This is a genomic window from Bacteroides sp. 41_26, assembly GCF_949740115.1.
In the GTDB taxonomy this organism is placed as follows: Bacteria; Bacteroidota; Bacteroidia; order Bacteroidales; family Bacteroidaceae; genus Bacteroides; species Bacteroides nordii.
The window spans coordinates 14,114-37,739 of the sequence record NZ_CATJGZ010000047.1; the positions used below are offsets into that span (position 1 = coordinate 14,114).

The 23,626-nt window shown below is 41.2% G+C and carries 23 protein-coding genes; 5 read left to right on the forward strand and 18 right to left on the reverse strand.

Annotated elements, in window-relative coordinates; genetic code table 11:
* Window positions 1–93: 93 nt before the first annotated feature.
* Genes QX565_RS02410 through QX565_RS02425 form a run of 4 tightly spaced genes read right to left on the reverse strand, consistent with a single transcriptional unit; the run spans window position 94 to window position 2,357 of the window.
* Complete coding sequence (locus tag QX565_RS02410) at window positions 94–378, reverse strand: winged helix-turn-helix domain-containing protein (protein ID WP_002559717.1); 285 nt, start codon at window positions 376–378, stop codon at window positions 94–96.
* Window positions 371–976 (reverse strand): hypothetical protein, encoded by a 606-nt coding sequence (locus QX565_RS02415; RefSeq protein ID WP_289291089.1) that lies wholly within the window; start codon window positions 974–976, stop codon window positions 371–373. The genes QX565_RS02410 and QX565_RS02415 overlap by 8 nt, the downstream gene beginning before the upstream one ends.
* Before the next feature lie 13 nt (window positions 977–989).
* A complete protein-coding gene (locus QX565_RS02420) occupies window positions 990–1,769 on the reverse strand; it encodes a hypothetical protein (RefSeq protein WP_289291090.1) in 780 nt (259 codons plus the stop codon).
* Window positions 1,770–1,778: 9 nt separating this feature from the next.
* On the reverse strand, window positions 1,779–2,357 hold the full coding sequence (locus QX565_RS02425; protein WP_221648685.1) for a hypothetical protein: 579 nt from the start codon (window positions 2,355–2,357) through the stop codon (window positions 1,779–1,781).
* Between the two features lie 619 nt (window positions 2,358–2,976).
* On the opposite strand from QX565_RS02425, the gene QX565_RS02430 reads away from it, so the two are divergent.
* The 4 genes from QX565_RS02430 (at window position 2,977) to QX565_RS02445 (ending at window position 6,045) form a co-directional block, all read left to right on the forward strand.
* A complete protein-coding gene (locus tag QX565_RS02430) occupies window positions 2,977–3,270 on the forward strand; it encodes a coiled-coil domain-containing protein (RefSeq protein WP_221648686.1) in 294 nt (97 codons plus the stop codon).
* A gap of 12 nt (window positions 3,271–3,282) precedes the next feature.
* Window positions 3,283–3,573 (forward strand): cell division protein ZapA, encoded by a 291-nt coding sequence (locus QX565_RS02435; protein WP_002559712.1) that lies wholly within the window; start codon window positions 3,283–3,285, stop codon window positions 3,571–3,573.
* A 112-nt stretch (window positions 3,574–3,685) separates the two neighbouring features.
* Complete coding sequence (gene rny / locus QX565_RS02440) at window positions 3,686–5,221, forward strand: ribonuclease Y (protein ID WP_002559711.1); 1,536 nt, start codon at window positions 3,686–3,688, stop codon at window positions 5,219–5,221.
* Between the two features lie 71 nt (window positions 5,222–5,292).
* Window positions 5,293–6,045 carry a copper homeostasis protein CutC gene (locus tag QX565_RS02445; RefSeq protein WP_221648688.1) on the forward strand — a complete coding sequence of 251 codons (753 nt, stop codon included), beginning with the start codon at window positions 5,293–5,295 and terminating at the stop codon, window positions 6,043–6,045.
* A gap of 106 nt (window positions 6,046–6,151) precedes the next feature.
* Here QX565_RS02445 and QX565_RS02450 read toward each other — a convergent pair whose 3' ends face one another.
* From QX565_RS02450 to QX565_RS02500, 11 genes are all read right to left on the reverse strand, one after another.
* A complete protein-coding gene (locus QX565_RS02450; RefSeq protein ID WP_221648689.1) occupies window positions 6,152–7,366 on the reverse strand; it encodes a sodium ion-translocating decarboxylase subunit beta in 1,215 nt (404 codons plus the stop codon).
* A 15-nt stretch (window positions 7,367–7,381) separates the two neighbouring features.
* Window positions 7,382–7,816, reverse strand: a complete 435-nt coding sequence (locus QX565_RS02455; RefSeq protein ID WP_289291094.1) for a LapA family protein — start codon at window positions 7,814–7,816, stop codon at window positions 7,382–7,384.
* Between the two features lie 235 nt (window positions 7,817–8,051).
* Window positions 8,052–8,894, reverse strand: a complete 843-nt coding sequence (locus QX565_RS02460; protein WP_289291096.1) for an FAD/NAD(P)-binding protein — start codon at window positions 8,892–8,894, stop codon at window positions 8,052–8,054.
* A complete protein-coding gene (locus tag QX565_RS02465; RefSeq protein WP_289291098.1) occupies window positions 8,887–9,900 on the reverse strand; it encodes a 4Fe-4S dicluster domain-containing protein in 1,014 nt (337 codons plus the stop codon). The genes QX565_RS02460 and QX565_RS02465 overlap by 8 nt, the downstream gene beginning before the upstream one ends.
* A gap of 9 nt (window positions 9,901–9,909) precedes the next feature.
* The gene (locus QX565_RS02470; protein WP_289291099.1) at window positions 9,910–10,710 is read right to left on the reverse strand and encodes a 4Fe-4S binding protein; all 801 of its coding nucleotides are present in this window, start codon (window positions 10,708–10,710) and stop codon (window positions 9,910–9,912) included.
* Window positions 10,694–11,164 carry a hydrogenase iron-sulfur subunit gene (locus QX565_RS02475; RefSeq protein WP_195350406.1) on the reverse strand — a complete coding sequence of 157 codons (471 nt, stop codon included), beginning with the start codon at window positions 11,162–11,164 and terminating at the stop codon, window positions 10,694–10,696. The genes QX565_RS02470 and QX565_RS02475 overlap by 17 nt, the downstream gene beginning before the upstream one ends.
* A 13-nt stretch (window positions 11,165–11,177) precedes the next feature.
* Window positions 11,178–13,178: a CoB--CoM heterodisulfide reductase iron-sulfur subunit A family protein gene (locus QX565_RS02480; RefSeq protein WP_289291101.1), complete on the reverse strand. Its 2,001-nt coding sequence runs from the start codon at window positions 13,176–13,178 to the stop codon at window positions 11,178–11,180.
* On the reverse strand, window positions 13,166–14,032 hold the full coding sequence (locus QX565_RS02485) for a CoB--CoM heterodisulfide reductase iron-sulfur subunit B family protein (RefSeq protein WP_289291103.1): 867 nt from the start codon (window positions 14,030–14,032) through the stop codon (window positions 13,166–13,168). The genes QX565_RS02480 and QX565_RS02485 overlap by 13 nt, the downstream gene beginning before the upstream one ends.
* Before the next feature lie 10 nt (window positions 14,033–14,042).
* Complete coding sequence (locus QX565_RS02490) at window positions 14,043–14,594, reverse strand: 4Fe-4S dicluster domain-containing protein (protein ID WP_289291104.1); 552 nt, start codon at window positions 14,592–14,594, stop codon at window positions 14,043–14,045.
* 109 nt (window positions 14,595–14,703) lie between these two features.
* Entirely contained in the window at window positions 14,704–15,141 is a 438-nt protein-coding gene (locus tag QX565_RS02495) for a DUF8440 family protein (RefSeq protein ID WP_289291106.1), read from the reverse strand.
* Window positions 15,142–15,222: 81 nt separating this feature from the next.
* Window positions 15,223–17,886: a transglutaminase-like domain-containing protein gene (locus QX565_RS02500; RefSeq protein ID WP_289291108.1), complete on the reverse strand. Its 2,664-nt coding sequence runs from the start codon at window positions 17,884–17,886 to the stop codon at window positions 15,223–15,225.
* Between the two features lie 259 nt (window positions 17,887–18,145).
* Between QX565_RS02500 and QX565_RS02505 the strand changes: the two genes are divergently transcribed.
* Window positions 18,146–18,283: a hypothetical protein gene (locus QX565_RS02505; RefSeq protein ID WP_002559705.1), complete on the forward strand. Its 138-nt coding sequence runs from the start codon at window positions 18,146–18,148 to the stop codon at window positions 18,281–18,283.
* 127 nt (window positions 18,284–18,410) lie between these two features.
* On the opposite strand, the gene dinB is transcribed toward QX565_RS02505, so the two are convergent.
* The 3 genes from dinB to QX565_RS02520 form a co-directional block, all read right to left on the reverse strand.
* Window positions 18,411–19,502 (reverse strand): DNA polymerase IV, encoded by a 1,092-nt coding sequence (gene dinB / locus QX565_RS02510; RefSeq protein ID WP_289291128.1) that lies wholly within the window; start codon window positions 19,500–19,502, stop codon window positions 18,411–18,413.
* Between the two features lie 83 nt (window positions 19,503–19,585).
* Window positions 19,586–20,518 (reverse strand): response regulator transcription factor, encoded by a 933-nt coding sequence (locus QX565_RS02515; protein ID WP_255585307.1) that lies wholly within the window; start codon window positions 20,516–20,518, stop codon window positions 19,586–19,588.
* Window positions 20,519–20,604: 86 nt separating this feature from the next.
* Entirely contained in the window at window positions 20,605–23,334 is a 2,730-nt protein-coding gene (locus QX565_RS02520) for a ligand-binding sensor domain-containing protein (protein WP_289291110.1), read from the reverse strand.
* Window positions 23,335–23,626: the final 292 nt, after the last annotated feature.

The following is a 23,626-nucleotide window of genomic DNA, read 5'->3' on the forward strand; positions in this document are numbered from 1 at the left end:
TAATCTGTATGTGGGGATTAATTCAAATCTGAAAATAATAAACTATTACATTAATAACTATATTGTATCAGTACAACTTCCGTTAGAAATTATTTACTTTATAATATAGCTCTTCAACGCCTCCACATACTCTTCAAAAGCATCTACCCCTTGCGGCGTAATTTTACAGATAGTACACGGCATCTTCCCTTTAAAAGTCTTTGTCACTTCCACATAACCCGCTTTGTTCAGTTTATCAATCTGCACACTCAGATTCCCTGCCGTAGCTCCTGTCTGCTGACGGATATAGACAAAGTCCGCTTCCTCTACAGAAATAAGCAACGACATCACCGCCAGGCGAAGTTCGGAATGGAGTAACGGATTCAGTTCTTTAAACATTGTTTCTCTTTGCTTTATGATTGACAATATGTCCCGGAATGATCATCACCACTACAATAGCAAGGGCAAAAGCAAAAACCTGAGGTAAAGGACCTTCTACGATGGTGTTAATATTAAAAAGCATACCCAAAGAAATAGCAATACCAAAAGCGGCACAGTTATAGAATGACTTTTCCTGAATGACAGAGCCTGTTATGCCTGCACCAACGGATAACACAAGTAACAGCAGAGGTAATATAGCAATGTTGTTTCCATAATTCAAGGCCAACAGAGCAATAATGGCACAAGTTCCCCCCACTATTTGCCATACATTAGAAATCACTTTATCGACATAACTCATAGTTCTTTTCCCATCTCTCCGGGACATCCACCAGATATACAAACATCCTATTACCGGAATGACACTTCCAATCCAGAACCAACTCTGACTTCCTGTGAAATAAAGTAATACAAAAATTGCAATAGAAACGGCAAGCGTTAAATATCCCCAGAACAAAAAGGAGTTACCACTTCCTACTACCAAACCTTTTTTACTATTTTGAATCATCTGTGCTATCAGCGCCAGGCTCTCTTGTTCATTCAATTTCTTATCTTCCATTTTTCTTAACTATTTATTTCAACCGTTTGCTACTCAACAATGCATATAAAGAAACAAGCAACAAAGGTAAATGATACATTCCTAAATAAAAACCCGCAGGGGAAGCAAATTGCCCTATATTATAAACTCCGATAATGAGTCCTACCATTGCTGTCACCCTGTAAGTAGTCATATTAATTCGGGGACGACATAGCGTAAGCAATGTCAGAAACACAGGAGTCATTGGGCAAAAAGCCAGCGATGCATAGCCCGAAAAGAGATAGGCCGGATTAAAATCCGGTTTCACATTCAACAAATCCATAGGAAACCATAAGCAGAAAAAAGCTACAGGAATCAGCCATGATGTTCTCCAATTGAGATTGGAGAAATCATACTCATTCTCCCCCTTCCAGCAATCCCGAAACCAGACAAAAGCAACAAATGACATCATTACCAGATTAACCGTTACCACGCTGACTCCATATTTATTGGTAATGGCTATGCTCTGAATAACTGCATACAACAAATAACAGGCCCCCACATAAGCCGAGAAAAAACGCCCGATTCTATTTCTAAAAAACAGCAAGGCTACAATCAATGCAAGTGCCATCCACTGAAATATAAAGGAATAAGGATAAAAGCGGTTTATCAAAGCATGTCCCAGTGTAGTAAAAATAATCTGCCCTATCTCTTCAAAGCGAAAACCTTTAGTGGCTATCGGCATTAATATAAACTGCAAGACTATCAGTACCAGAAAGAGTTTCCAGGAAGTGCAAAAACGCTCGAAACGTGTCGAAGTATCTTTCATAATCATTTCCCCTTCTTATTTCCTTATATTTGTACTGTAATTTATCATATGTCCGGGAATAATCATCATAAAGATGAAAGCAGGAGCAAAAGCAAGTATCTGATTTACACCTGTTACCCAAATGCATCCCAAAGAAGATAGCACCCCCAGCAGACCACCTATCAGTGCTATTTTAGAGTGTATCAGCATTCCGGTCAATATCACTCCCATTCCCATAAGCAAAAGAATAATAAACAAAATAGGAAGAGGATAGACAATAGAAACACAAGATACCAAAAAACCAGCACTCCCAAATACAATCCAGATATAGCTTACAACCCGATCTATATAAGTCTTTACAGCCGATTCATTCTTTCTGCTCACCCAAAGAGTGCCAGGAAATCCGATAGCCGGCAAAAGAAACCATAAATATTGCCACTCATACTTTCCGGTCGACGCAACCATATACCATACCAGTAATGAAATAATCACTGTTCCATACCCCCATATCAAAAAAGGAGTACCACCGTCCTTTTCAACTCTTGTCCGCGTGTTTTGAATCATTTGAGAAATAAGCTCTAAACTTTCTTTCTCATTCAGTTTTTTGTTTTCCATATATCTTATGTCCTTTAAATTATTCAACTACCTGTTGTACTCAAAACTATAATATAAGGCTACGATAACCATAGCACACCAAACTCCCAATATTTTCAAAATAATGTCTTCCATCGTATTTTCTGATTTAATAAACGAATTAAATACATTGCATCAAAGATTTAAATCCGATGCAAACATAAGTAGTTTATTTTATAAACCAAACTATTTAATAAATTAATTTATAGAAATATTAGTTCATCCAATTTCAGTAACAATAAAGAGGGCGATTAAGTATAGGTTTAAACTACACTCAATAACATACTTTATTAGCAACTGTATACCAGTTTATTACAAGTATAGCTCGTGTAGTAAGAAAGTAAAACACCCGGATGTTATACACTACAACATGGGGATGTTTTCAATAAGAACATCCCCATGTTTTGATAGCAGACTTCAGAAGTTAATGATAGCAGGATATAAAGAACGAACCACTAAAAAGTATGCACTTTGTCTCTACTTAACTCCGATAGTAAACATCCATCTAATAGCTATTTTCGCCCCAAACGACTAATTTCTGCAGAAAAGTTTTTGTAATCTCAGACTTAATTGTATTTTTGTGTACAATTTTGGTGTAGTAATGACAGAAGAAGCAAAAAAGCTATTAAGTACCTTTGAAGCGAGACTACGGCATTTAATCTATCTTCACGATGAATTAAAGCGTGAAAATGCTGAACTTAAGCAACTTCTCGAAGAGGAGAAGAAAGAAAATGAAAGGATACTGGCTGAATATAAAGAATTGGAAACAAGCTACACGAACCTAAAAACAGCTACGGCAATCAGCCTTAACGGCAGCGATGTAAAAGAGACAAAGCTGCGATTGTCTAAATTAGTGCGTGAAGTCGACAAATGCATCGCTCTGTTGAATGAATAAAAGAAGAGATGTATGAACGATAAAATAAAGATAAACCTGCAAATTGCAGACTCATATTATCCTATCACAATCAATCGTGACGAGGAAGAATTGATGAGAGAAGCAGCCAAACAGGTAAATATCAAGCTCAATGCTTATCGGGAGCATTACAAAAGCCTGGAACCTGAGAAATTAATAGCTATGGTAGCCTATCAGTTTTCACAGGAGAATCTAAAACTAAGGCAACGTAACGATACCGGTCCGTATACAGAGAAGATAGAAGAATTGACGGAAATGCTCGAAGAGTATTTCAAGGGTGAGTGAAAACACGCCCTATCAACAAATTTATAGAAAACCCACGCACTGCAAGATACTCGGGAGAAAGAATTTCCTCGTATTTGCGGTGCGTTTTTATTTATACTTAAATTAAATTACAATGTTAGTAACAATAGTAGCATCCATTGCTTGCTTCATCGTAGGTGGCATATTGTCATACGTATTATTCCGATACGGACTAAAGGCCAAATACGATAACGTCTTGAAAGAGGCGGAAACCGAAGCGGAAGTGATAAAGAAAAACAAATTGCTGGAAGTTAAGGAGAAATTCCTCAACAAAAAGGCAGATCTGGAAAAAGAAGTAGCGCAACGTAACCAAAAAATTCAGCAGGCTGAAAATAAACTGAAACAGCGCGAAATGGTATTAAGTCAACGTCAGGAAGAGATTCAGCGTAAGAAAGCAGAAGCTGACGCCGTAAGAGAAAATCTGGAAGCTCAACTGGGAATTGTTGATAAGAAGAAAGAAGAACTGGACAAACTGCAACATCAGGAGATAGAAAAGCTGGAAGCACTTTCCGGTTTGTCTGCCGAAGAAGCAAAAGAACGCCTGGTAGAATCTTTGAAAGAAGAGGCCAAAACACAGGCACAGTCCTATATCAATGATATCATGGACGATGCCAAGCTGACAGCCAGTAAAGAAGCAAAACGCATTGTGATACAGTCTATTCAGAGGGTAGCTACGGAAACAGCTATTGAAAACTCTGTAACCGTATTCCACATTGAATCTGACGAAATCAAAGGACGTATTATCGGTCGCGAAGGACGTAATATCCGTGCACTGGAAGCTGCTACAGGTGTAGAAATCGTAGTAGATGATACTCCGGAAGCAATCGTTCTTTCTGCATTTGACCCTGTACGTCGTGAGATAGCCCGCCTTGCTTTGCACCAGTTGGTAACCGACGGACGTATCCATCCTGCACGTATTGAAGAGGTAGTATCCAAAGTACGCAAACAGGTTGAAGAAGAAATCATCGAAACCGGTAAACGTACCACTATTGACCTCGGTATCCACGGATTACATCCGGAATTGATCCGTATCATCGGTAAGATGAAATACCGCTCTTCTTATGGTCAGAACTTGCTGCAACACGCTCGCGAAACCGCGAATCTCTGTGCTGTAATGGCCTCGGAATTAGGCTTGAACCCCAAAAAAGCAAAACGTGCCGGATTGTTGCACGATATTGGTAAAGTGCCTGATGAAGAACCAGAATTGCCGCACGCATTACTTGGTATGAAGTTAGCCGAGAAATTCAAAGAGAAACCGGATATCTGCAATGCTATCGGTGCTCACCATGACGAAACGGAAATGACAAGCTTGCTCGCTCCGATCGTACAGGTGTGTGATGCTATCTCCGGTGCACGTCCGGGAGCACGCCGCGAAATTGTAGAAGCGTACATCAAACGTCTCAACGACCTGGAGCAATTGGCTATGGCTTATCCGGGAGTAACAAAGACTTATGCCATCCAGGCGGGACGCGAACTCCGCGTTATCGTAGGTGCAGATAAGATTGACGATAAGCAAACAGAAAGCCTGTCGGGTGAAATTGCGAAGAAGATACAGGACGAAATGACTTATCCGGGACAGGTGAAGATTACCGTAATCCGTGAAACACGTGCGGTTAGCTTTGCTAAATAAAAAAACGAATAAAGAAGAATATCAAGATAAGGGCGAAGCAATTCGCCCTTTTTTAATAACGTTTTCCTGCTATGAGAAAGTATAAATTCGAAATATGTACCAACTCGGTAGAGAGTTGCCTGGCTGCACAGCAAGGTGGAGCAGACCGCGTAGAGTTGTGTGCCGGAATACCGGAAGGAGGAACAACGCCTTCGTATGGTGAAATTGTTGTTGCACGGGAACTATTGCATATCAAACTCCACGTAATAATCCGTCCTCGGGGAGGTGATTTTCTCTATTCACCCTTAGAAGTGAAAACGATGTTGAGGGATATAGAAATGGTAAAGAAAACAGGTGCAGATGGTATTGTATTGGGCTGTCTGACACCAGACGGAGAAGTTGACATGCCTTTAATGAAGGAGTTGGTAGCAGCTGCTGACGGGTTATCGGTTACCTTTCACCGGGCTTTCGATGTATGCCGTAATCCACAGAAAGCATTGGAAGAAATTATAGAATCAGGTTGTAACCGCATACTGACTTCCGGACAACAAGCAACCGCAGAAGCCGGGATTCCTTTATTAAAAGAGCTCCGGAGACAAGCTGCCGGACGGATTATCCTACTTGCCGGCTGTGGTGTAAACGAAAAAAACATAGCACGTATTGCCTCAGAAACAGGAATTGAAGAATTCCACTTCTCGGCACGTGAAACAGTGATCAGTGGCATGCAATACCAAAACCCTACCGTTTCAATGGGAGGAACAGTACAAATTGACGAATACACCAAACAGATAACTACCGCAGAAAGGGTGGAAAAGACGATAAAAGCAGTGAGTAGTGATAAGTGATTAGTGATTAGTGATTAGTACCATGCGGCAATACGATGGCGCAGTTTACTTATCACTACTCGCTTATCACTAATCACTAACTACTAATCACTAATCCCCCCCTATCTTACAAGTATGGTATAATCGTTATATAGATACCAGTTATGATAGCAGAGGTGATGACGCCGGAGATATTGGCTCCTAAAGCATCACCAAGAATAAAAGAGTTAGGATTGTCTTTACTTACTATCTTCTGTGCTACTTTTGCAGTTGTCGGCACACAGCTTACAGCAGCAATACCAATCACCGGATTATAATTACCCTTTTTGATAAAGTACATAACATACCCTCCCAAGATGCCTCCTATGCCAGAGAAAAGCAGGGCGATAACACCTAAAACCAGCAATTTCAGAATCTTTGGATCAAGTAACAAATGGGCATCACAAAGTACCCCCAGTAACAATCCAAGCATAAAAGTAGAACCATACAGTAACGGGCCACTCACAAAGTCATAAATATGCTTCATCCCGGACTCACGCACAGCCACACCTATAAATAAAGAGAAAAACAAAGGAGATGCTACCGGAAATAAGAAACACAACACTGCGCACAGAATAGCAGAGAAAGCCAGTTTTACTTTTGCATCGTAATTTTTAGGGGCCTTCTTTGTAGTCATCTTAATAGCACGCAGACGTTTGGGAACCATTAGTTTTACTAAATAAGGATACCCACCATACGTCAACCCCAAATAGAGATAAGCTACTACTGTGATAGGAACAAACAGATGCTTTGCGAGTGCCAGTGAAGTAAAGAGCACCATTGGTCCGTCTGCTCCGCCAACCATAGCTACCGAAGCACTCTCTTTAAGCGTCAGTCCCAAAGCAGAAGCAATAGGAACGGTTAGGAAAGTACCCAGCTCAGCACACAATGCCAGAAATATACTTGCAAATGGTTTCTGGAGCAGAAAACCTACATCAAGCAACGTACCGATACCCATAAACACAAAACAGGCTATCAATCCATTACTGAAAGTCAATGTATAAACCGGTTGCAAAAAGTCAATCTGCATGGTATTCATCAACTCATCTGTATCTGAGAGCATCGGATCGAGAAATAAGTTTCCCAATGTACCGTCCGGCATTATCAGCGTACCACAGTTGATAGCTACCATTCCCAATCCCATCGGTATCATTACCATCGGTTCCAGCACACCTTTCCAGCCCAGATAAATAAGCAGAAAACCTAAAGCGACAAGAAACACACGGGCACTTGCGAGTAGCCAGCCACTCTCCATCATTGTTCCCACTCCTTGGAACAAGCTCATAAAGTCTATATTTTCCATGATATGATAAGTTTATTATTTGGTATTGGCAGATGATTTCTTACTGTTATCTTTATGCTGTTGGAGCATTTCTTCTCGTTTTTCAAGATAAACGATGTGGGTATCTTCAGGGTAATAATACTCCAACAGATTATCATCGGATGCACCCGGACTTACCCCATGATAATATCCGTGGTAACGAATGATATCCCGATTAATACCACGACTGTAATCTTCCCGTTTATCGCCCGAACCATCCTGTTCAGCTATGGCATTGTGCCACAACAAACGCTCCACATTCTGACGTACTTTCTTTAAACGCCGCAATCGTTGGAGTTCTACCTGATGAGAGCTATAGAAATCGAGTGAATCGGCTGCACTTGCAATAAGTTTTATCACTGCAGCTACAAAAAAGCCTATGACGAACGTAAGTCCCATCATGGCAAAAGTGGCTAATAATAATTTTAACATAGTAATATATTTTAAGTTATTAGTTCGTTTCAAAGTAAAGAAGAGGCGCCCAATGGTAAACCATTATTTAGACACACATGAAATTCTTTTAATTCCATTGGGCTTTCCTCATTCATCCACATAAGGGCAATCGGCTGATGCACTGCCTGAATCACTTCGGTTACATCTTGTCCTTATATGATGCTTATCCCGTTATCACAACGGAACTACAATATCTTTTATCCCCGGATATCAACTAATATTCGGGAGGTATATCATTCAATTCTGCTTTCGTGAATACCGGGCCGTCCTTACAAACATAAAGTTTTCCGACATTACAACGTCCGCACTTACCTACACCACACTTCATTCTATTTTCCAAGGTGGTATAAATGTTCTCGTCTTTAAAACCTAACTTCTCCAATACCGGAAAAGTGAATTTAATCATCACCGGAGGACCACAGACAATAGCCACCGTATTCTCACTATCGGGAGCTGCTGCTTCCAGAACCGAAGGAACGAAACCAATCTTACCTTTCCAGTCGGATGTTTCGCCTCCCGGATCAACCGTAGTAATCAGATTGACATCCGGACGGTTCTCCCACTCCTTCAGCTCTTCTTTATATACCAGATCGTTGACAGACTTTGCACCATAAACAATCGTAATATCTTTAAAATTCTCCCGCGTATCCAAAGCGTTCCAGATGACGCAACGCATAGGAGGAAGTGCAATACCACCGGCTACGAACAGCAGATTCTTACCCTTCCATTCATCTATGGGGAATGTATTTCCGAAAGGTCCCCGAAAGCCCACCGTTACTCCTTCTTCAAGTTTAGATAACCCGGTAGTCACCCTTCCCGCCTGGCGGAAAGTACATTCTATATATCCCTCACGCGTAGGAGAAGAGGCAATACAAAAGGTAGACTCTCCTTCACCAAAAGCAGAATACTCACCAAACTGTCCGGCTTTGAAGTGAAAGTTTCGCCCTTCCTCTTCATCCTTAAATCTCAACCGGAAAGTTTTGACTCCCGGAGCTTCCCGGGTTATCTTTTCCACCACCATCAAGTGTGGAAGATATATGTTTGACTGCTCATTCATGATTGGCAATAGAAATTAAATGTTCAAGTATATTCATATCTACAGGACAGGCACGGGAACAACGTCCACACCCTGTACAACCTGTTTCGTGTATCCTCTCGGGCATATAAGAAAACTTGTGTAATATCCGCTGACGCCAACGGGTACTTTGCGTAGGACGCGGATTATGCCCGGAGGTATGTTGTGTAAAGAGAGAAAAGCCACATGAATCCCAACAACGGATACGTCTGCCGGATGATCCTTTGGCATCTTCCTGAATATCAAAACAGGCACAAGTAGGACATACAAAAGCGCAGGCTCCGCATCCTAAACAACGTTCCGACTGTTGTTTCCAAACCGGACTATCAAAGGCATCAGTAAGTTTCTCACGAATTGCTTCGGGAGTGAAATGTGTTGTAACGGTAGCTAAATATTTATCTTTATCGATATCACCGGCAGGTTCAAATTCTACAATATAGAGTTTTGCCAGTGCCTTTCCTTTCATTGTCAATATCTCCACAAAAGCACTTCCATCAGGCAGGAGTGTTACCTGTATATCACTTCCGTTGGTATTTCCCGGTCCTCCGTTCACCGAAGTACAAAAACAGGACTCATCACAACGGGAGCAACTAAAGCTGATCAGCGTAGTTTTAGCACGCCGTGCATTATAAAGTTTATCTTTATAATCCCAATTAAATATCCCGGAAAGCGGGGCAAAGCCGGCAGCATCACAAGGACGGATTTTCCATAACACCGTTTCAGGGAGAGCATCGGGATTAGAATCTTTCAGCGTAGTATCTTTGCCTTCTTTATGATAAGAGAACAACACTTCGGCTGTCGGAAAAACAACCCGTTTGACCGATTGAGTAGTCTGTACATAGTCTGTTGCCACCTCATCCGGTGAAGTAATTTGCCGGAAGTCTATTTTATCTCCGTGCTGTACGGGAGCCAGTACACGCATTCCTTTTTTCAGCATCTGGTTCAGCCACTGTTCAAGGCTATTCTTACTTATATGTAGATTTTCCATGACTGCAATTTAATGTATAAAGTTCTCCTTATCCCCCACATTGAATGTAGAGAGTACATTCCCATTCTGAGCAGTTTGTCCGGGAGTAAGTCCGAACTCACTTCCGATATCCTCCATCATCTTATGAGTCAGAAGATGTATCGGAATACCTACCGGACAGGCTTCACCACAAGCACCACAACCAGTACAACGTCCGGCAAGGTGCATAGCACGATTTATCTGCCATTCAAAATTCCCTATCGGAGCAGCCCAGGGTTGAATCCATTGAGGACAATTCACCTCAACAATACAACGTGTACAATAACACAAAGGACAGGCTGCCCGGCAGGCATAGCATTTGAAACATTGAGAAAGTTCCTGCATCCAGAAAGCCCAACGTTCCTCACGGGTCATCCCCTCCAGTTTGAGAATCATTTCCTGTTCCTTCTGTTCCATTGCATATTGAAACTGAACCAGGTATTCGCTCATTGCATCAAAACCTGAAAATTCGATCACTTCCCCCTTCTGATTCACCGTAAGAAAAACAAAATTATCTTCTTTCAACTGGTGTTCTACTGAGAGTTGAACAATACTGCGCAATACCGGAATAGTGGTTACTACTGCTACTTTTCCGGTTCCCAACAGTTCCGGTTTAGTCAGATATACAGCCAGGTTATTTATGCAACGACTATCATAAATGAGGCGTTGTGCATCTTCGGCACTTTCACAAAAAAAAGGACGGGGTTTCTTATTTCCCTCTTCATAACCTATCACTTTGGTTACAATACCTTCGGACAGCAATGCTGCCGCTTTTTCAGTTAACGCACTCATTGATAGTCTCCTCTCCCAAATAGTTTGTAACTTTCTGATACTCTTTATAAGGTCCCAGTTCACGTATTTCTGCTACTGTACTATTCACCAGATCCGCCCACTTGGCTCCTTCGGCAGCCGACACCCAGGAATAACGGATACGACGTACATCAATGCCCAGAAAATCCAGTAATCCACGAAATACAATCCAGCGACGACGGGCATGGAAGTTACCGGAAGTATAGTGGCAATCATTAGGATGACAACCGGAGACGATAATTCCATCGGCACCTCCTGCAAAGGCTTTCAGCAGCAGCATAAAGTCGATGCGCCCTGTACATGGGAAACGTACTATTTCCACATTTGTGGCATATTTCAAACGGCTTGTTCCCGTGAGGTCTGCTCCGGCATACGTACACCAGTTGCAGACAAAGGCAACAATCCGGGGTTCAAATTCAGTTTTATTTTCGTTCATAGCCTGTTCTTTTTTAGTTTTGCAGCAATGCCATCACTTCGGCATAAACCTGTTCATTGGAATACCCTTGTATATCTATTGATTTGGAGCGGCAGAAAGCAACACATGTTCCGCATCCCTGACAAAGACCGGGATTGACCCGCGCCACTGTCTTAATCACATTGCCTCCACGGTCTTTTATCTCTTCACGCTCAATGGCTTGATAAGGACAGGCAGTCTGGCACATGAAACATCCTACACAAGTGCTGAACATCGGCGGTGCCGTACGATTGACCACTGCAATCAACGGTTCACGAACCAGATTAGCTTGTGAGAACAATCCGGCAACCTTAGCGGCAGCTCCTGATGCCATTCCTACTGTTTCGGGAATGTCTTTCGGCGCCTGACAAGCTCCGGCAAGAAAAATACCTGCCGTGTTTGTTTCCACCGGTTTTAATTTGGGATGTGCTTCGGCAAAGAACTTGTAAGGATCATAAGAGACATGCAGCTTCTGCGCCAACTCCTCAGCACCTTTATTGGCAACTCCGGCTGTGGCAAGTACTACCATATCGGCCTCTATCTCCACAGGCGAAGCTCCCAGCAAAGTGTCTACTCCTTTTACAATCAATTTACTATTTTTCTCATAAATGCGCGAAACACGTCCACGTACATAGTTCACCCCATCTTCTTCGATGGCGCGGCGTACAAACTCTTCATAGTTTTTACCTCCGGCACGAATATCCATGTAGAACACATAAGACTCGCCCTCATGCACTTTGTGCTGATAAAGCATGGCATGTTTAGCCGTGTACATACAGCAGATTTTAGAACAATAAGGGATTCCTTTGGCCGGGTCACGCGAACCGGCACAGGCCACAAATACTATTTTCTTAGGAATCTGTCCGTCAGAAGGGCGACGTATTTCCCCCAATGTAGGACCGGATGCCGAAGCCAGACGCTCAAACTGAATACCTGAAATCACATCCTTATATTTTCCATAACCATATTCCGGAAAGAAGTCCGTATTTAATACATTGAATCCGGTGGTCACTACCACTGCTCCCACCTCTTCGGTGATGATACGGTCTTCCTGATCAAAACGGATAGCACCGGTAGGACATAGCTTCTCACAAACCCCACACTTCCCGGTACGATAGTGTGTACAATGCGCCCTGTCAATAACCGGTTTATTGGGTACTGCCTGAGGAAAAGGGACATAAATAGCAGTACGCATACCCAAACCTGCATTAAATTCACTTGGAATCTTCCTGGTGGGACATTTAGTAGTACAAAGCCCGCAGCCGGTACATAGTTTTTCGTCGATACTCTTTGCTTTCAACCGGATACTCGCTTTGAAGTTTCCAATGAATCCTTCTAAAGAGTCCAGTTCGGCGTATGTATAAAGAATGATATTGGGATGTTGCGCAACTTCCACCATCCGGGGAGTAAGGATACATTGAGAGCAATCCAGTGTCGGAAAGGTTTCGGAGAGTTGCGACATATGCCCACCAATAGAAGGCTCTTTTTCCACCAGAATCACCTGATGTCCACAGTTGGCTATATCCAGACTGGCCTGTATACCGGCAATACCACCCCCAATAACCAATGCTTTCTTTGTGATAGGTACCTGAATAGGGGTCAGCGGATGATTGCGCTTTACTTTCTCCACCAGGCTCTTTACTATATCGATGGCTTTATGAGTGGTATTCTCTCCTTTCTCGTGTACCCATGAACAGTGTTCACGTATATTAGCTATTTCACAGAGGTAAGGATTCAACCCTGCTTCTGCACAAGCTCTGCGAAATGTAGGTTCGTGCATACGCGGTGAACAAGCTCCTACCACAACACCGTCCAGCCCATATTCCTTAATCGCTTGTTTGATCAGTGTCTGTCCCGGATCGGAACACATATATTTATAATCAATAGCACAGGCTACTCCATCCATCTTTGCAGCTGCTTCGGCCACCTTTTCACAATCTACCGTAGCACTGATATTCTCGCCACAATGGCATATAAAAACTCCTATTTTTGACATACTTCTGCTTCCTTTAGATTGACGGTGATAAAATGGCGGTTCAAACCTAACTCAGCGGCAGTAAGGCCGATAGCCAGCCCGATAGCCTGAGTGATATACAGAACAGGAATATCAACCGGCTTTTTAAGATAACTATTAATGGCAGGACGCCGCATATCCAAATTAGAATGACACATCGGACAAGCTACAATCACAGCTTCTGCCCCTCTGTCGTCCGCATCTTTCAGTATATTACCAGAAAGACGTCCGACAAGATCTGTACGAGAAACCGACAAACCAGCTCCACAACATTCGGTCTTAAAAGCCCAGTCCAGAGGGATAGCACCAATCAGAGACATTAATTTGTCCATACTCTGAGGATCTTCCAGACGATCAAAATTCAAAATCTTATGAGGACGTACCAACAAGCAACCATAATAACAGGCTACATTGTGGGCAAATGGATGTACAACTTTATCAGAAAGTGTACCCAACATATATTTCTCTATCATCTGAATGACATTGAGTATCTTTACAGTACCCAGATAAGTCATACCGATAATTTCCAAAACTCTCTCTTTCAGTGTTTCATCACTTGCCAGTTCATGCTGAACTACACTCAAGCGGTTATAACAGGAAGCACATGGAACAACTATTTCATCCAGCCCCTGCAATTCAGCCAATGCCAGCACCCGGGCAGGCAAAGAAAGAGCAAGCTCCTTATCCATAGAGTGAGCCGCTGTTGCACCACAACAGTTCCAATCTTTTATCTCTACCAACTCAAGTCCGAAAGCCTTTGCCAGTGCTTTGACCGATTCATTATATTCCCGTGAAGTGCCTGTAAGCGAACATCCCGGATAAAAACCTGTTCTCATAGTCTGCATATTATCTGGACTTTTCAATGGTTCGTGCAAATATCTTTTTGATTCTTCCGGTATCTTTTATTGAATCAGGAAGCATATGTAACTTTCCTTTCATCAACATAGAAGGAACTACATTCAGGTCTTGTGTCAAACGGAAAGTACGGACCTTGAATCCAGCCACTAATCCTACTTCGTACAACCTCCCCGTATACTTCACCGAATCAAGAAAAGCGGAATGAAAAGCAACCACTGGTTTTGCTTCTTTATTAATAGCTCTCGTTTTACGGGCCTCTTCGCGCAGATAGTCCATAACTTTGGGGATGTCAACTTCTTTAGGACATCTGGCAATACAATTTTCACAGTTTAAGCAAATCCAAATGGCATTGGAACTCAAAACGCGACGATCGTTCGCCTCGTTCTTTGTTTGTAACAGTCGTATGATGTAGCTGGGGGCATAGTCCATATCCTGAGCCAGTACACACCCGGCAGTACACTTACCGCATTGATAGCAATAAGATACTTTCACACCAGTTTTCTGCTCCAAACCATTGGAAATACATTTTTTGTTTTCCATGTGGGCATGAATAAAAATAGGTAATAAAAAAATAGATTATCGAAATCGCAGAGAAACTGAGAAAGTATAGAAATTACTTACTCTGCAAATGGATAGAATAGTGAATTGACTAAATAAGAATATGAGCTAACGTATAGATATAGTATCCACACGAATACTTCATGCAACTGGTACTGCAAGGTAAATTCCTGTACTTGTTCTCGGGTAACTGAACACTGAGTGCACTAAGAATCTGTATAACAGAAGTTGGCTTATTAAATTTCAAAAGTTTAAACGGTGCCACATTCCTTGAACCGGAGAGGCTGGAAAGAATCCCGTCACAAACCTTATAACCAGATGATTCATCATGAAATACAGAATGCGTATCTCTGACACAATCATTATCTGTTCTGGAAGATAGAATGCAAGCAGACTTTACAGATTGAGAGGTATCACCTACCCGGACTTCAATTTCATTCTGAAGTCCGGATAATTCTTGTCCGGGAGCGATGGTCAGTCCCAATACAAAAAATATACCTATCAATATGTAAAATGCATACTTTATCATAATCGCTGCAAACGTAATAATTATTTTTAATGAAAAACACACTCTACACAAATAATTAACTATTATTGCAACTTGTCTTTCCTATAAACCATGCACCACCTTCATCAATTGTTCCCCCAATCCAATAGTATATCCCTGAGACACAAAGACTACCCTGTTAAATGTATCGGCGATGATAAATATCGGCAATGTTTCGGAATTCGACAATTTCATAGATTCCGCAATTTGCTTTTGAATACTTCCGTTCACATCCACCCCATAAAGAATAATAGAAGGTAATCCTGGGAATTCTGCCGGATGAAACTTTTTATACTGTTCTTCATCGGGGAAAAGAAATACCATTTTACGTCCCCACTTCTCGAAATCGCTACCCAATGCAGCAATATCTTTCAGAGCATGATTGGTGGGCTCCTGCCCTGCGCCCAGTATACCCACAACAAAGTAACCACGTCCACAGGCTTGCAAGATACTTTGCATATCACTACCCTCTACCGGACGATACATAGACTCAGAATTAAAATTACCGATAACCTGCACCTGAGTTTCACTTTGCCGCATTGTCAAAGCAGTCGTTGTCACCTGGTCTTTCTCTACATTGAAGAAAGAGAGATTAGCAAGTACAGAGCCATTGGCAAGGCGGGTCCCGGTGGTAAGCATATAATAACCGGCATCCAGTCGTGTACCGTTCTTCAACAGATTTTCCCAGGAAGTAGTACCTTCATCATAGTTCAACAGATGAAAAGTACCCTCTTTAAAACGTGACAGTGTAAAATGAGAGTAATACTTGGGATTATCGAGTGAGCGGATAGGCCGATAAGTGGCTTTTACAACACCCGAAGGTGCCAGGGTCTGTTCGGCCACCTCAAAATCCACATCGAAGGTTTCTCCATTCTTCAATCTGTTATTAGCAAAATCTTTATACTGTATTTTCCCCGTCACCTCGTCTATCCAGGCAGGAATGCCTAAAGCACGTGCCAAGGCTACAAAGAAAATATCCCTGGATTTTTCATCAGCTACCGATGCTTTCCATACACCTGCAGGCGACATAGGAATACGTTGTGAATTCAACTCATTATTAATAACAATATTCTTTTTGCACCAAGCTACCAATGCTTGTGGATTTTTTCGATAGTGTTCCACTTCATCAGCCGAAACAGCTTTCTGGAAAAACTCCTTATAAGGAGTCAGCATTTCATTTGCTATCCGCGGATTGAGAATAGAATAATAATAATCTCCGCAATACCCGGCAACGGAATGGCGGAAATGATCTTCCAGAACTTCCGGTGTTACATCGCGCAAATCCTTATCCGATACCAACCTGAGCAAACTAAGTGCAAGCTCTGCCTTCTTCTCTTTGGCAGCAACCGAAAGAAAATCGGTCAGCGTTTGATGATTACCCCTCGAAGCAACCAACAGACGAGATACAGACTCAGCATTCATAGCATACTCACGGGCAAATGCCACTCCTTGCTCTTCTGTGGCAAAGGTAGCCACATATGCATTACGAATAGAATCCTCCTGTACCATACGACGATTGTTTTCTGCCCGCTGTTCCGGAGTTACTTCAGGCAAATCCGTACCTTCGGCAGGAGGAACAATATCCAGTGTCAGTGAATACGTCTCACCCGGTTTCTTATCAAGGACAAGCGTCAGTTCACTCTCTTTTCCAAAAGATAGTTTACTGAATCCGAAATTATCTCCTTTTGAAGCCCACACCAGCATATCTCCTTTACCCGCTGTCAACGAAACCCGGCCGGTGTCATCTGTATACTTGGTAGCTACTGAGTAGAACTCGGCATAATTGTATACCTTAAACTCCACCTTAGCCTCCGACACAGGATTACCACCGGCATCTACCACCATAACAACTGCTTTTGCCGTAGGGGCATAGTTCTCAATAACATTAATTTCAGTATAGTTGGGTGTTTCATACATGATTTCTTCTGCTCCTTTATAACGTCCAAATACTTTTGTATGCATCAGCATCCCCCGGCTGGCAGGTGCGTTAAACCATCCCAGATTCAAGACAGGCTCCGGTTCGCAAGCTCCGAAAAAATACCATTTACCATCTGCCCAAGCCTCTACCCAGGCATGATTATCATCTGTGTGTGCCCAACGCGGAGTATATACCTGCCGGGCAGGAATCCCCACCGCCCGAAGTGCAGCTACGGTAAAGGTAGATTCTTCACCACAACGTCCGTAAGCCGTCTTGACAGAAGCTAACGGTGAACTGGTACGGGCATCACTCGGACGATAAACTACCTTCTCATGGCACCAGTGATTTACTTCAAGAATAGCATCCTGCATCGAAAGTTTTTTAATGCGTTCTTTCAGCTCACCATAAAACACACTACGGGAATTATCCAGGTTCTCATTATTCACCCGGACAGGAAGTACAAAATGACGAAAAACATCTTCTGGGATCTTCTTTCCCCAGGGCATTTCTTGCCGGGCCTGTTCAGACAAACGGATATTTTCCAGATAATAGTCTCCCGAATAGTCAGTGATATCTCCTATAGGCATATAAGCATACAAAAACATCAACGCTTCCCGTTCCGCAGTAGTCAACGTAGAATCATTAAAGATAGCAAACAAGTTACCCAAAGGAAGTTGCAATTGTTTTATTCCGAAATCAGCTTTCACCTGATTACGATATGCTTCCTCCTTCAGGAAATGAGTTTCACCACAGGATAATAAGAAAACAGCCAACAACAGGCACGAGAAAAAGTGAATCGATGTTTTCATTTTATTTCTATATTATATAATAAGGTACAATCAAAATCTGCTCAGTTAGAATAGTATCATAGAGCACAAAGTTATGTAATATATTTGTAATATCCACTTGTCATTTCGGCCTCTTTCAAGAAAAAAGAGGGTAAAAAGCATAATTTTTATGTTGCACAACATGTTTTTCGTGAACTTTTCGTATCTTTGCAGTGTTAATAGAGAAAACAAGATATAAAACCGCTCTTCAAAACGTGGAGGGCAAAAAAAGATGAAGATTATGAAAAAGAATGCAAATGAAAAAATTATGATGTTGCAGTATCGTATTAAACGTTATCATGCAATGGGAAACGGAACAATGTGCCAGACTTTGAATGGCCAACTTCAAAAACTGCTTTCAAAGCAGATTGCCATGTAATAAACACACCACTATATTATATGTAACAAAAGCGGAGAGTCTGAAAAGGTTCTCCGCTTTCTTTTTATCTACACAATTCATTTATGCGCAAGAGTTTATTGCAAACTGATCTGTACCGTAACAGATTTTATCCCCAGTCACTAAACTCAAAACTAAGCTGCTCCCACACTCCGTGCTGTTCTTCTATTTCATCTTTCGGATTGGAAACAGAAAGCCCTATCAACCGAATGGGGTGATGTTCATAATCCACCTCTTTTAATAACTGCTTTGCTAAGGGAAGAATCTTATCCAAATTTATCAGTTCATTAACCTGGGTGATACTACGCGTTATCTGACTAAAATCATGAAACTTAATCTTTAACGTCAATGTATTTCCTTTAAATTCCTTTCGGTGTAACCTCTCTACCAGCTCCACAGCCACATGATACAGTTCAATAATAACTGAAGAGCGTAAAGAGATATCTTTCTCTAATGTTCGTTCGCAACCAATCGATTTACGGATGCGAATAGCTTCCACCGGGCGAAGGTCTATTCCGCGGGCAAAATCATAATACAATGTACCAACCTTACCAAACTGCCGGATAAGCATTTCCACCGAACATGTGCGTAACTGTAATCCATTATGAATACCCAAAGAATGCATTTTTTTTGCTGTCACCGGCCCTACTCCCCAAAATGATTCAATAGGTAGAGTACCTATAAAATCCATAGCCTGATCCGGATGAATGGTACACAACCCGTCGGGCTTACGATAATCCGAAGCAATCTTTGCCAAAAACTTATTGTAAGACACACCGGCAGAAGCTACCAGGTTCAATTCTTCCCGAATACGTTTTTTTATTTCACAAGCTATGTCTACAGCAAGCCGGATCCCTTGTTTGTTCTCCGTCACATCCAGGAAAGCCTCATCCAGTGAAAGTGGTTCAATGATGTCTGTATAATCATGAAATATTTCATGTATCTGACGTGATACAGATTTATACACTTCCATTCGTCCGGGAACAAAGATCAAGTGCGGACACAAACGTTTGGCCTTCTGCGATGCCATGGCCGAACGTACTCCATAACGACGAGCCTCATAACTGGCAGCCGCCACTACACCCCGCTCTTCCGAATGCCCCACAGCAAGCGGTTTACCACGCAGTTCCGGATTATCCCGCTGCTCTACGGAAGCATAAAATGCATCCATGTCAATATGAATTATTTTTCGTTCCACAATCTTCAGTTTCGAAGATCAAATATAAGAAAATCCGCATATATCCTAATAGGATTTACACGGATTTTCATTTCACTAACCTCCGGTTATAAACTATTCACAAACTTTTTGGGCGATTCTCCGTAATACTTCTTAAAAACCTCCCGGAAGTATTTCGGATCACTAAATCCTGTAAGATCTGCTACCTCGGCTACCGTATATTTTTTACTCATCAATAGAATCAAAGCTTTATTCAGCTTCACCGTACGAATATAGTCGGCCGGTGCCTGATGAGTGATCGATTTGATCCTGGTATAAAAACCGGATCGGCTCATATTCATCTCAGCACTAAGTACATCCACATTAAAATCGGGATTGGAAAGATTCTCCTCTACGAGCCTCCGTACTTTATCAAGAAAATTTTGTTCATCTCCGGAGAAAGCATCTTCAAGATCGGATTTAGCCTCATCTTTACCGCCAAGCACTAATGTTATATATCTTTTTCTTATAATCCGACGATTAAATATCAAGTTGTTTATCTCTACCCGCAGGCGAGATATATCGAGAGGCAACGCCAAACAACAATCTGCCACTCTTTGAGAATCATCTTCCACATTCACAGGATCTTTGAATAGAATAACAGGAATATGAGCAGTTTTCACATCAGATTTTATTTGAAGACAAAGTTTTTCTCCCGAAATCATATCAAAAGCCTCAGCCAAAAGTACAACCTCCGGTCGTTCTTTACGCATTACATCACAGATCGACTCTGCTTTAGATACCGTATGAACATTGTATTCTTCTGATAACACCTGTATTAAGAACGAACTGAATTCTCGATTTTCTTCCACCAACAGGATAGAATGCTTCTCTCGATTTTCTCTTTCTGAAAACTTCCCGCGAACGGTGTCTCTTAACAAAAAAGCCTCCTCATCCGGATGTTTTTTATAAGTAGAAAACGAAGTTCTGAATAATGAAGTAACTGACAATGAATGCTGCACACTTGAGAATTTTCTGAAAACGATAGGGAAAGTAAGCATGACAGATGCTTTTTTATTTTTGTTTGAACAGAAAAGAATTTTTCCTTTATGTAATTGTATTAATCTGCGGATTAGTAACCAACTTATTACGCCAAATGAGTAAGTTTCCGCCCCTTTTTTGTGATATAGCATTTTTTTTTAATACAGTCATTATCTGTAAATTCTAATTTAATTTTCCAGTTTCGCAAAGTATATACAGTAACTATTTCGATACTTTCTCCCTCATTCATACAATCAACTATCATTTCTAATAGTCCCTGTAATATTGCCGTCATCTTTTCTTTATCAATCCAAACATGTACAAAACCGGGGGTTCCTTCCCAATGCAGTTTTATTTTTTTCTGCTTTACAGAAGAAGATATGGATTCTATTGTTTCACCCAAATAAGTATTCAACTCTGTTTCAAGTAAAGAGAGGCGCCGGGAATGAGAAGTTATACGCCCAACAGTAACTAAATTAGTAAACATACTATCAATACCTTTGATCTGTTGCAAAATATTTTTAAGAGTATCCGAAGAGTACTTCCGACATAGATTTTCCAATGGATTTTTAATCAATGTCAATGGCATGCACACATCACGGGCGGCACTAACAAAGACTTTCACTGTTTCCCGGGATAAGTTTCTCTGTCTCCATACCAACCAAACATAAACAAACAGAAAGCCCAATAACACGATCAATATGCCGTAGCATAAAAAAGCCCCTCTCGTTTGCCACAAGGGGGGATGTATGATGACCCGCATATTTCTTTGTGAAATCGGATTACCATTCTGCGCGGATACTGCCCGCACAGATACCAGATGTTCTCCCGGAGTTAGATTAGAAAAAGAAATAAGATTTTTTCGGGTAAGTGGAGTCCACTCCCGATTATTTAATTTCCATGAATACAAAATCAAATCAGATGCATCATAATTTATAGCAGCAGCTGTAAATGAGAATGTATTTTGATCATAACTCAAATTCAGCACTTTCGTATAATTCAGAGCATGATTTAGGGGAGTATTCTTCGTGGTAGTAGTAATCAGTTGATGTAAAATACTAAAATTATCCAGATACAGATATGGATGAATGCTATTCAACGAAAATGATGCCTGCTTATCAAACCGGAATGCTCCCATAGAGGTGCCCAACATAAAAATTCCGTCCTCCAGAGAACTTCCGGAAGTAAGATAGTCAATTCCCCCCAACAGTAAATGAAATTCCTTATTCACCGGATTAAAATTATAAAGTTCTTTTCCGGTTCCTATCAGCATACAATCTCCATCCGGTACAATCAAGGAAATGTCACGAATGTATTCACTGGCATAAATTTCAGTCTGATCCTCTTCCTGATTTATAACTAATAATCCCTTCCCTCCTGTACCAATATAGAGTTTACCATATTTATCCTGATAGAGTGAACGGATAAAAGGTTGTGAAGACACGGGTAATTTAATCCTTTTCCATTCCTGAGTTTTCCCATTTAGTAAATATAACCCACAGTCAGTACCTATCCATACATAAGTATCGTCTTTTGGAAAAACTACATTGGCAGATATTGTATCAGCAAATTTATCCCCTATTTCCATTTCATCTTTACGAATCAGAAATAATCCATGCATATAGTTGGCCACACAAATATCTCCCGAAGGTAATTCACAAAGAGAGGTGTATAACTTACAAGGTAAGTTTGATGTCAGCTCCTGCCACTGACTGGTTTCAGGAGAAAAACAACAAACGCCCTTATCTGTAGCAAACCAGATGTGCCCTCCCGAATCCTTCAGCACAGCATTTACCCTGTCATTAATCAGTGACTGACTATTTCCGGCAATGTGTCTGAACCATTTATATCTTTCCTGACCAGGTGGCGTATACATCGTTATTCCATCCGGAAAATCAGCAACCCATAGGCGTTGGTATTCATCCACATACAAATCGGCAATTCGATTACTGCGGATACTCATTTCTTTTCCAATATCAGTATCAAGAAAAGGAGTGATCCGATAATTTTCCATATTCATTTGAAAAACCCCTACTCCATCGGTAGCAATCAGAAGATTATCCTCTCCCAATAACTTCATGTTATTTACCCGAAAATCCTTCCAGCTTTTATGAGAACAGAGTAATTCACCATTATTGCAATCAAAAATATTTATCCCTTGCGACCGGTCAACAATGACAAGACTATGCCACTTGGGAGAGTAAAACAGATTATATATCTGCTTACAGTGCCCTCCCGACAGTTCCTGAGAAATATTTGTAATACTCTCATCCAACAAAGAAAAAGAAAAAACGCCCCGATCAGAGCTGAGATAATATTGACTATTCCCCACAGGCAATATTCCTGTTATATACCCCAAAGGGTGCTGTATCCGACGTACGGCCTTGGTAGGTAAATAGCAGACATACAATTCATTTTTACTACAAAACCAAAAATTATCCAAACTGTCAAGAGTCAGAAACGTGAAATTTCCTTCTATCTGCTTCCGAAAGTCAAAATAGCCTTCAAAACGGTCGTCTATCCTGTTATAAGACAATAAATAGCCATTTCGGGTAACTACCCACAACTCTTTTTTACTATCAGTAAAAAGTTCACTATTAACTGAATAAAAGTCAATCGAGTCATTATCAGCATGTAAATCATAGTGTTTCAAAGAAGTGCCATCATAGCGATTTATCCCGTTATAAGTCAAAAACCACATGTATCCGCACACGTCTTGCTGAATTCGGAAAATAGACCGGTTATCTGTATCTCCATTTCCTGATACGTGTTTACAGATGCCGGCATTACACACTAAGCCGTACATCATTATAGCAATAAATAATGCATATTTCATTTTTTTATAAAATTTAAATTGAAAGAAAGTAGTTTGTAAAAATCAGAAACTATTCAGCAGACTTTAAAAAGAAGTAATGCTGCCCTATTCACAGCGTGAGTAGGTGATCTTATTTTACGTGCTCCTTCACGATTCAAGCCCTGCCCCTTCATGGTATAGGAATTAAACAAAATACTATTTATATTCTTATATCAATCTTATTGATCAGACATTGAGTATAATGGAGATGAGGGAAACGTACAAAATCAATCCGACTGATATAACAACGAATGACACATTCAAATTGTTTAGC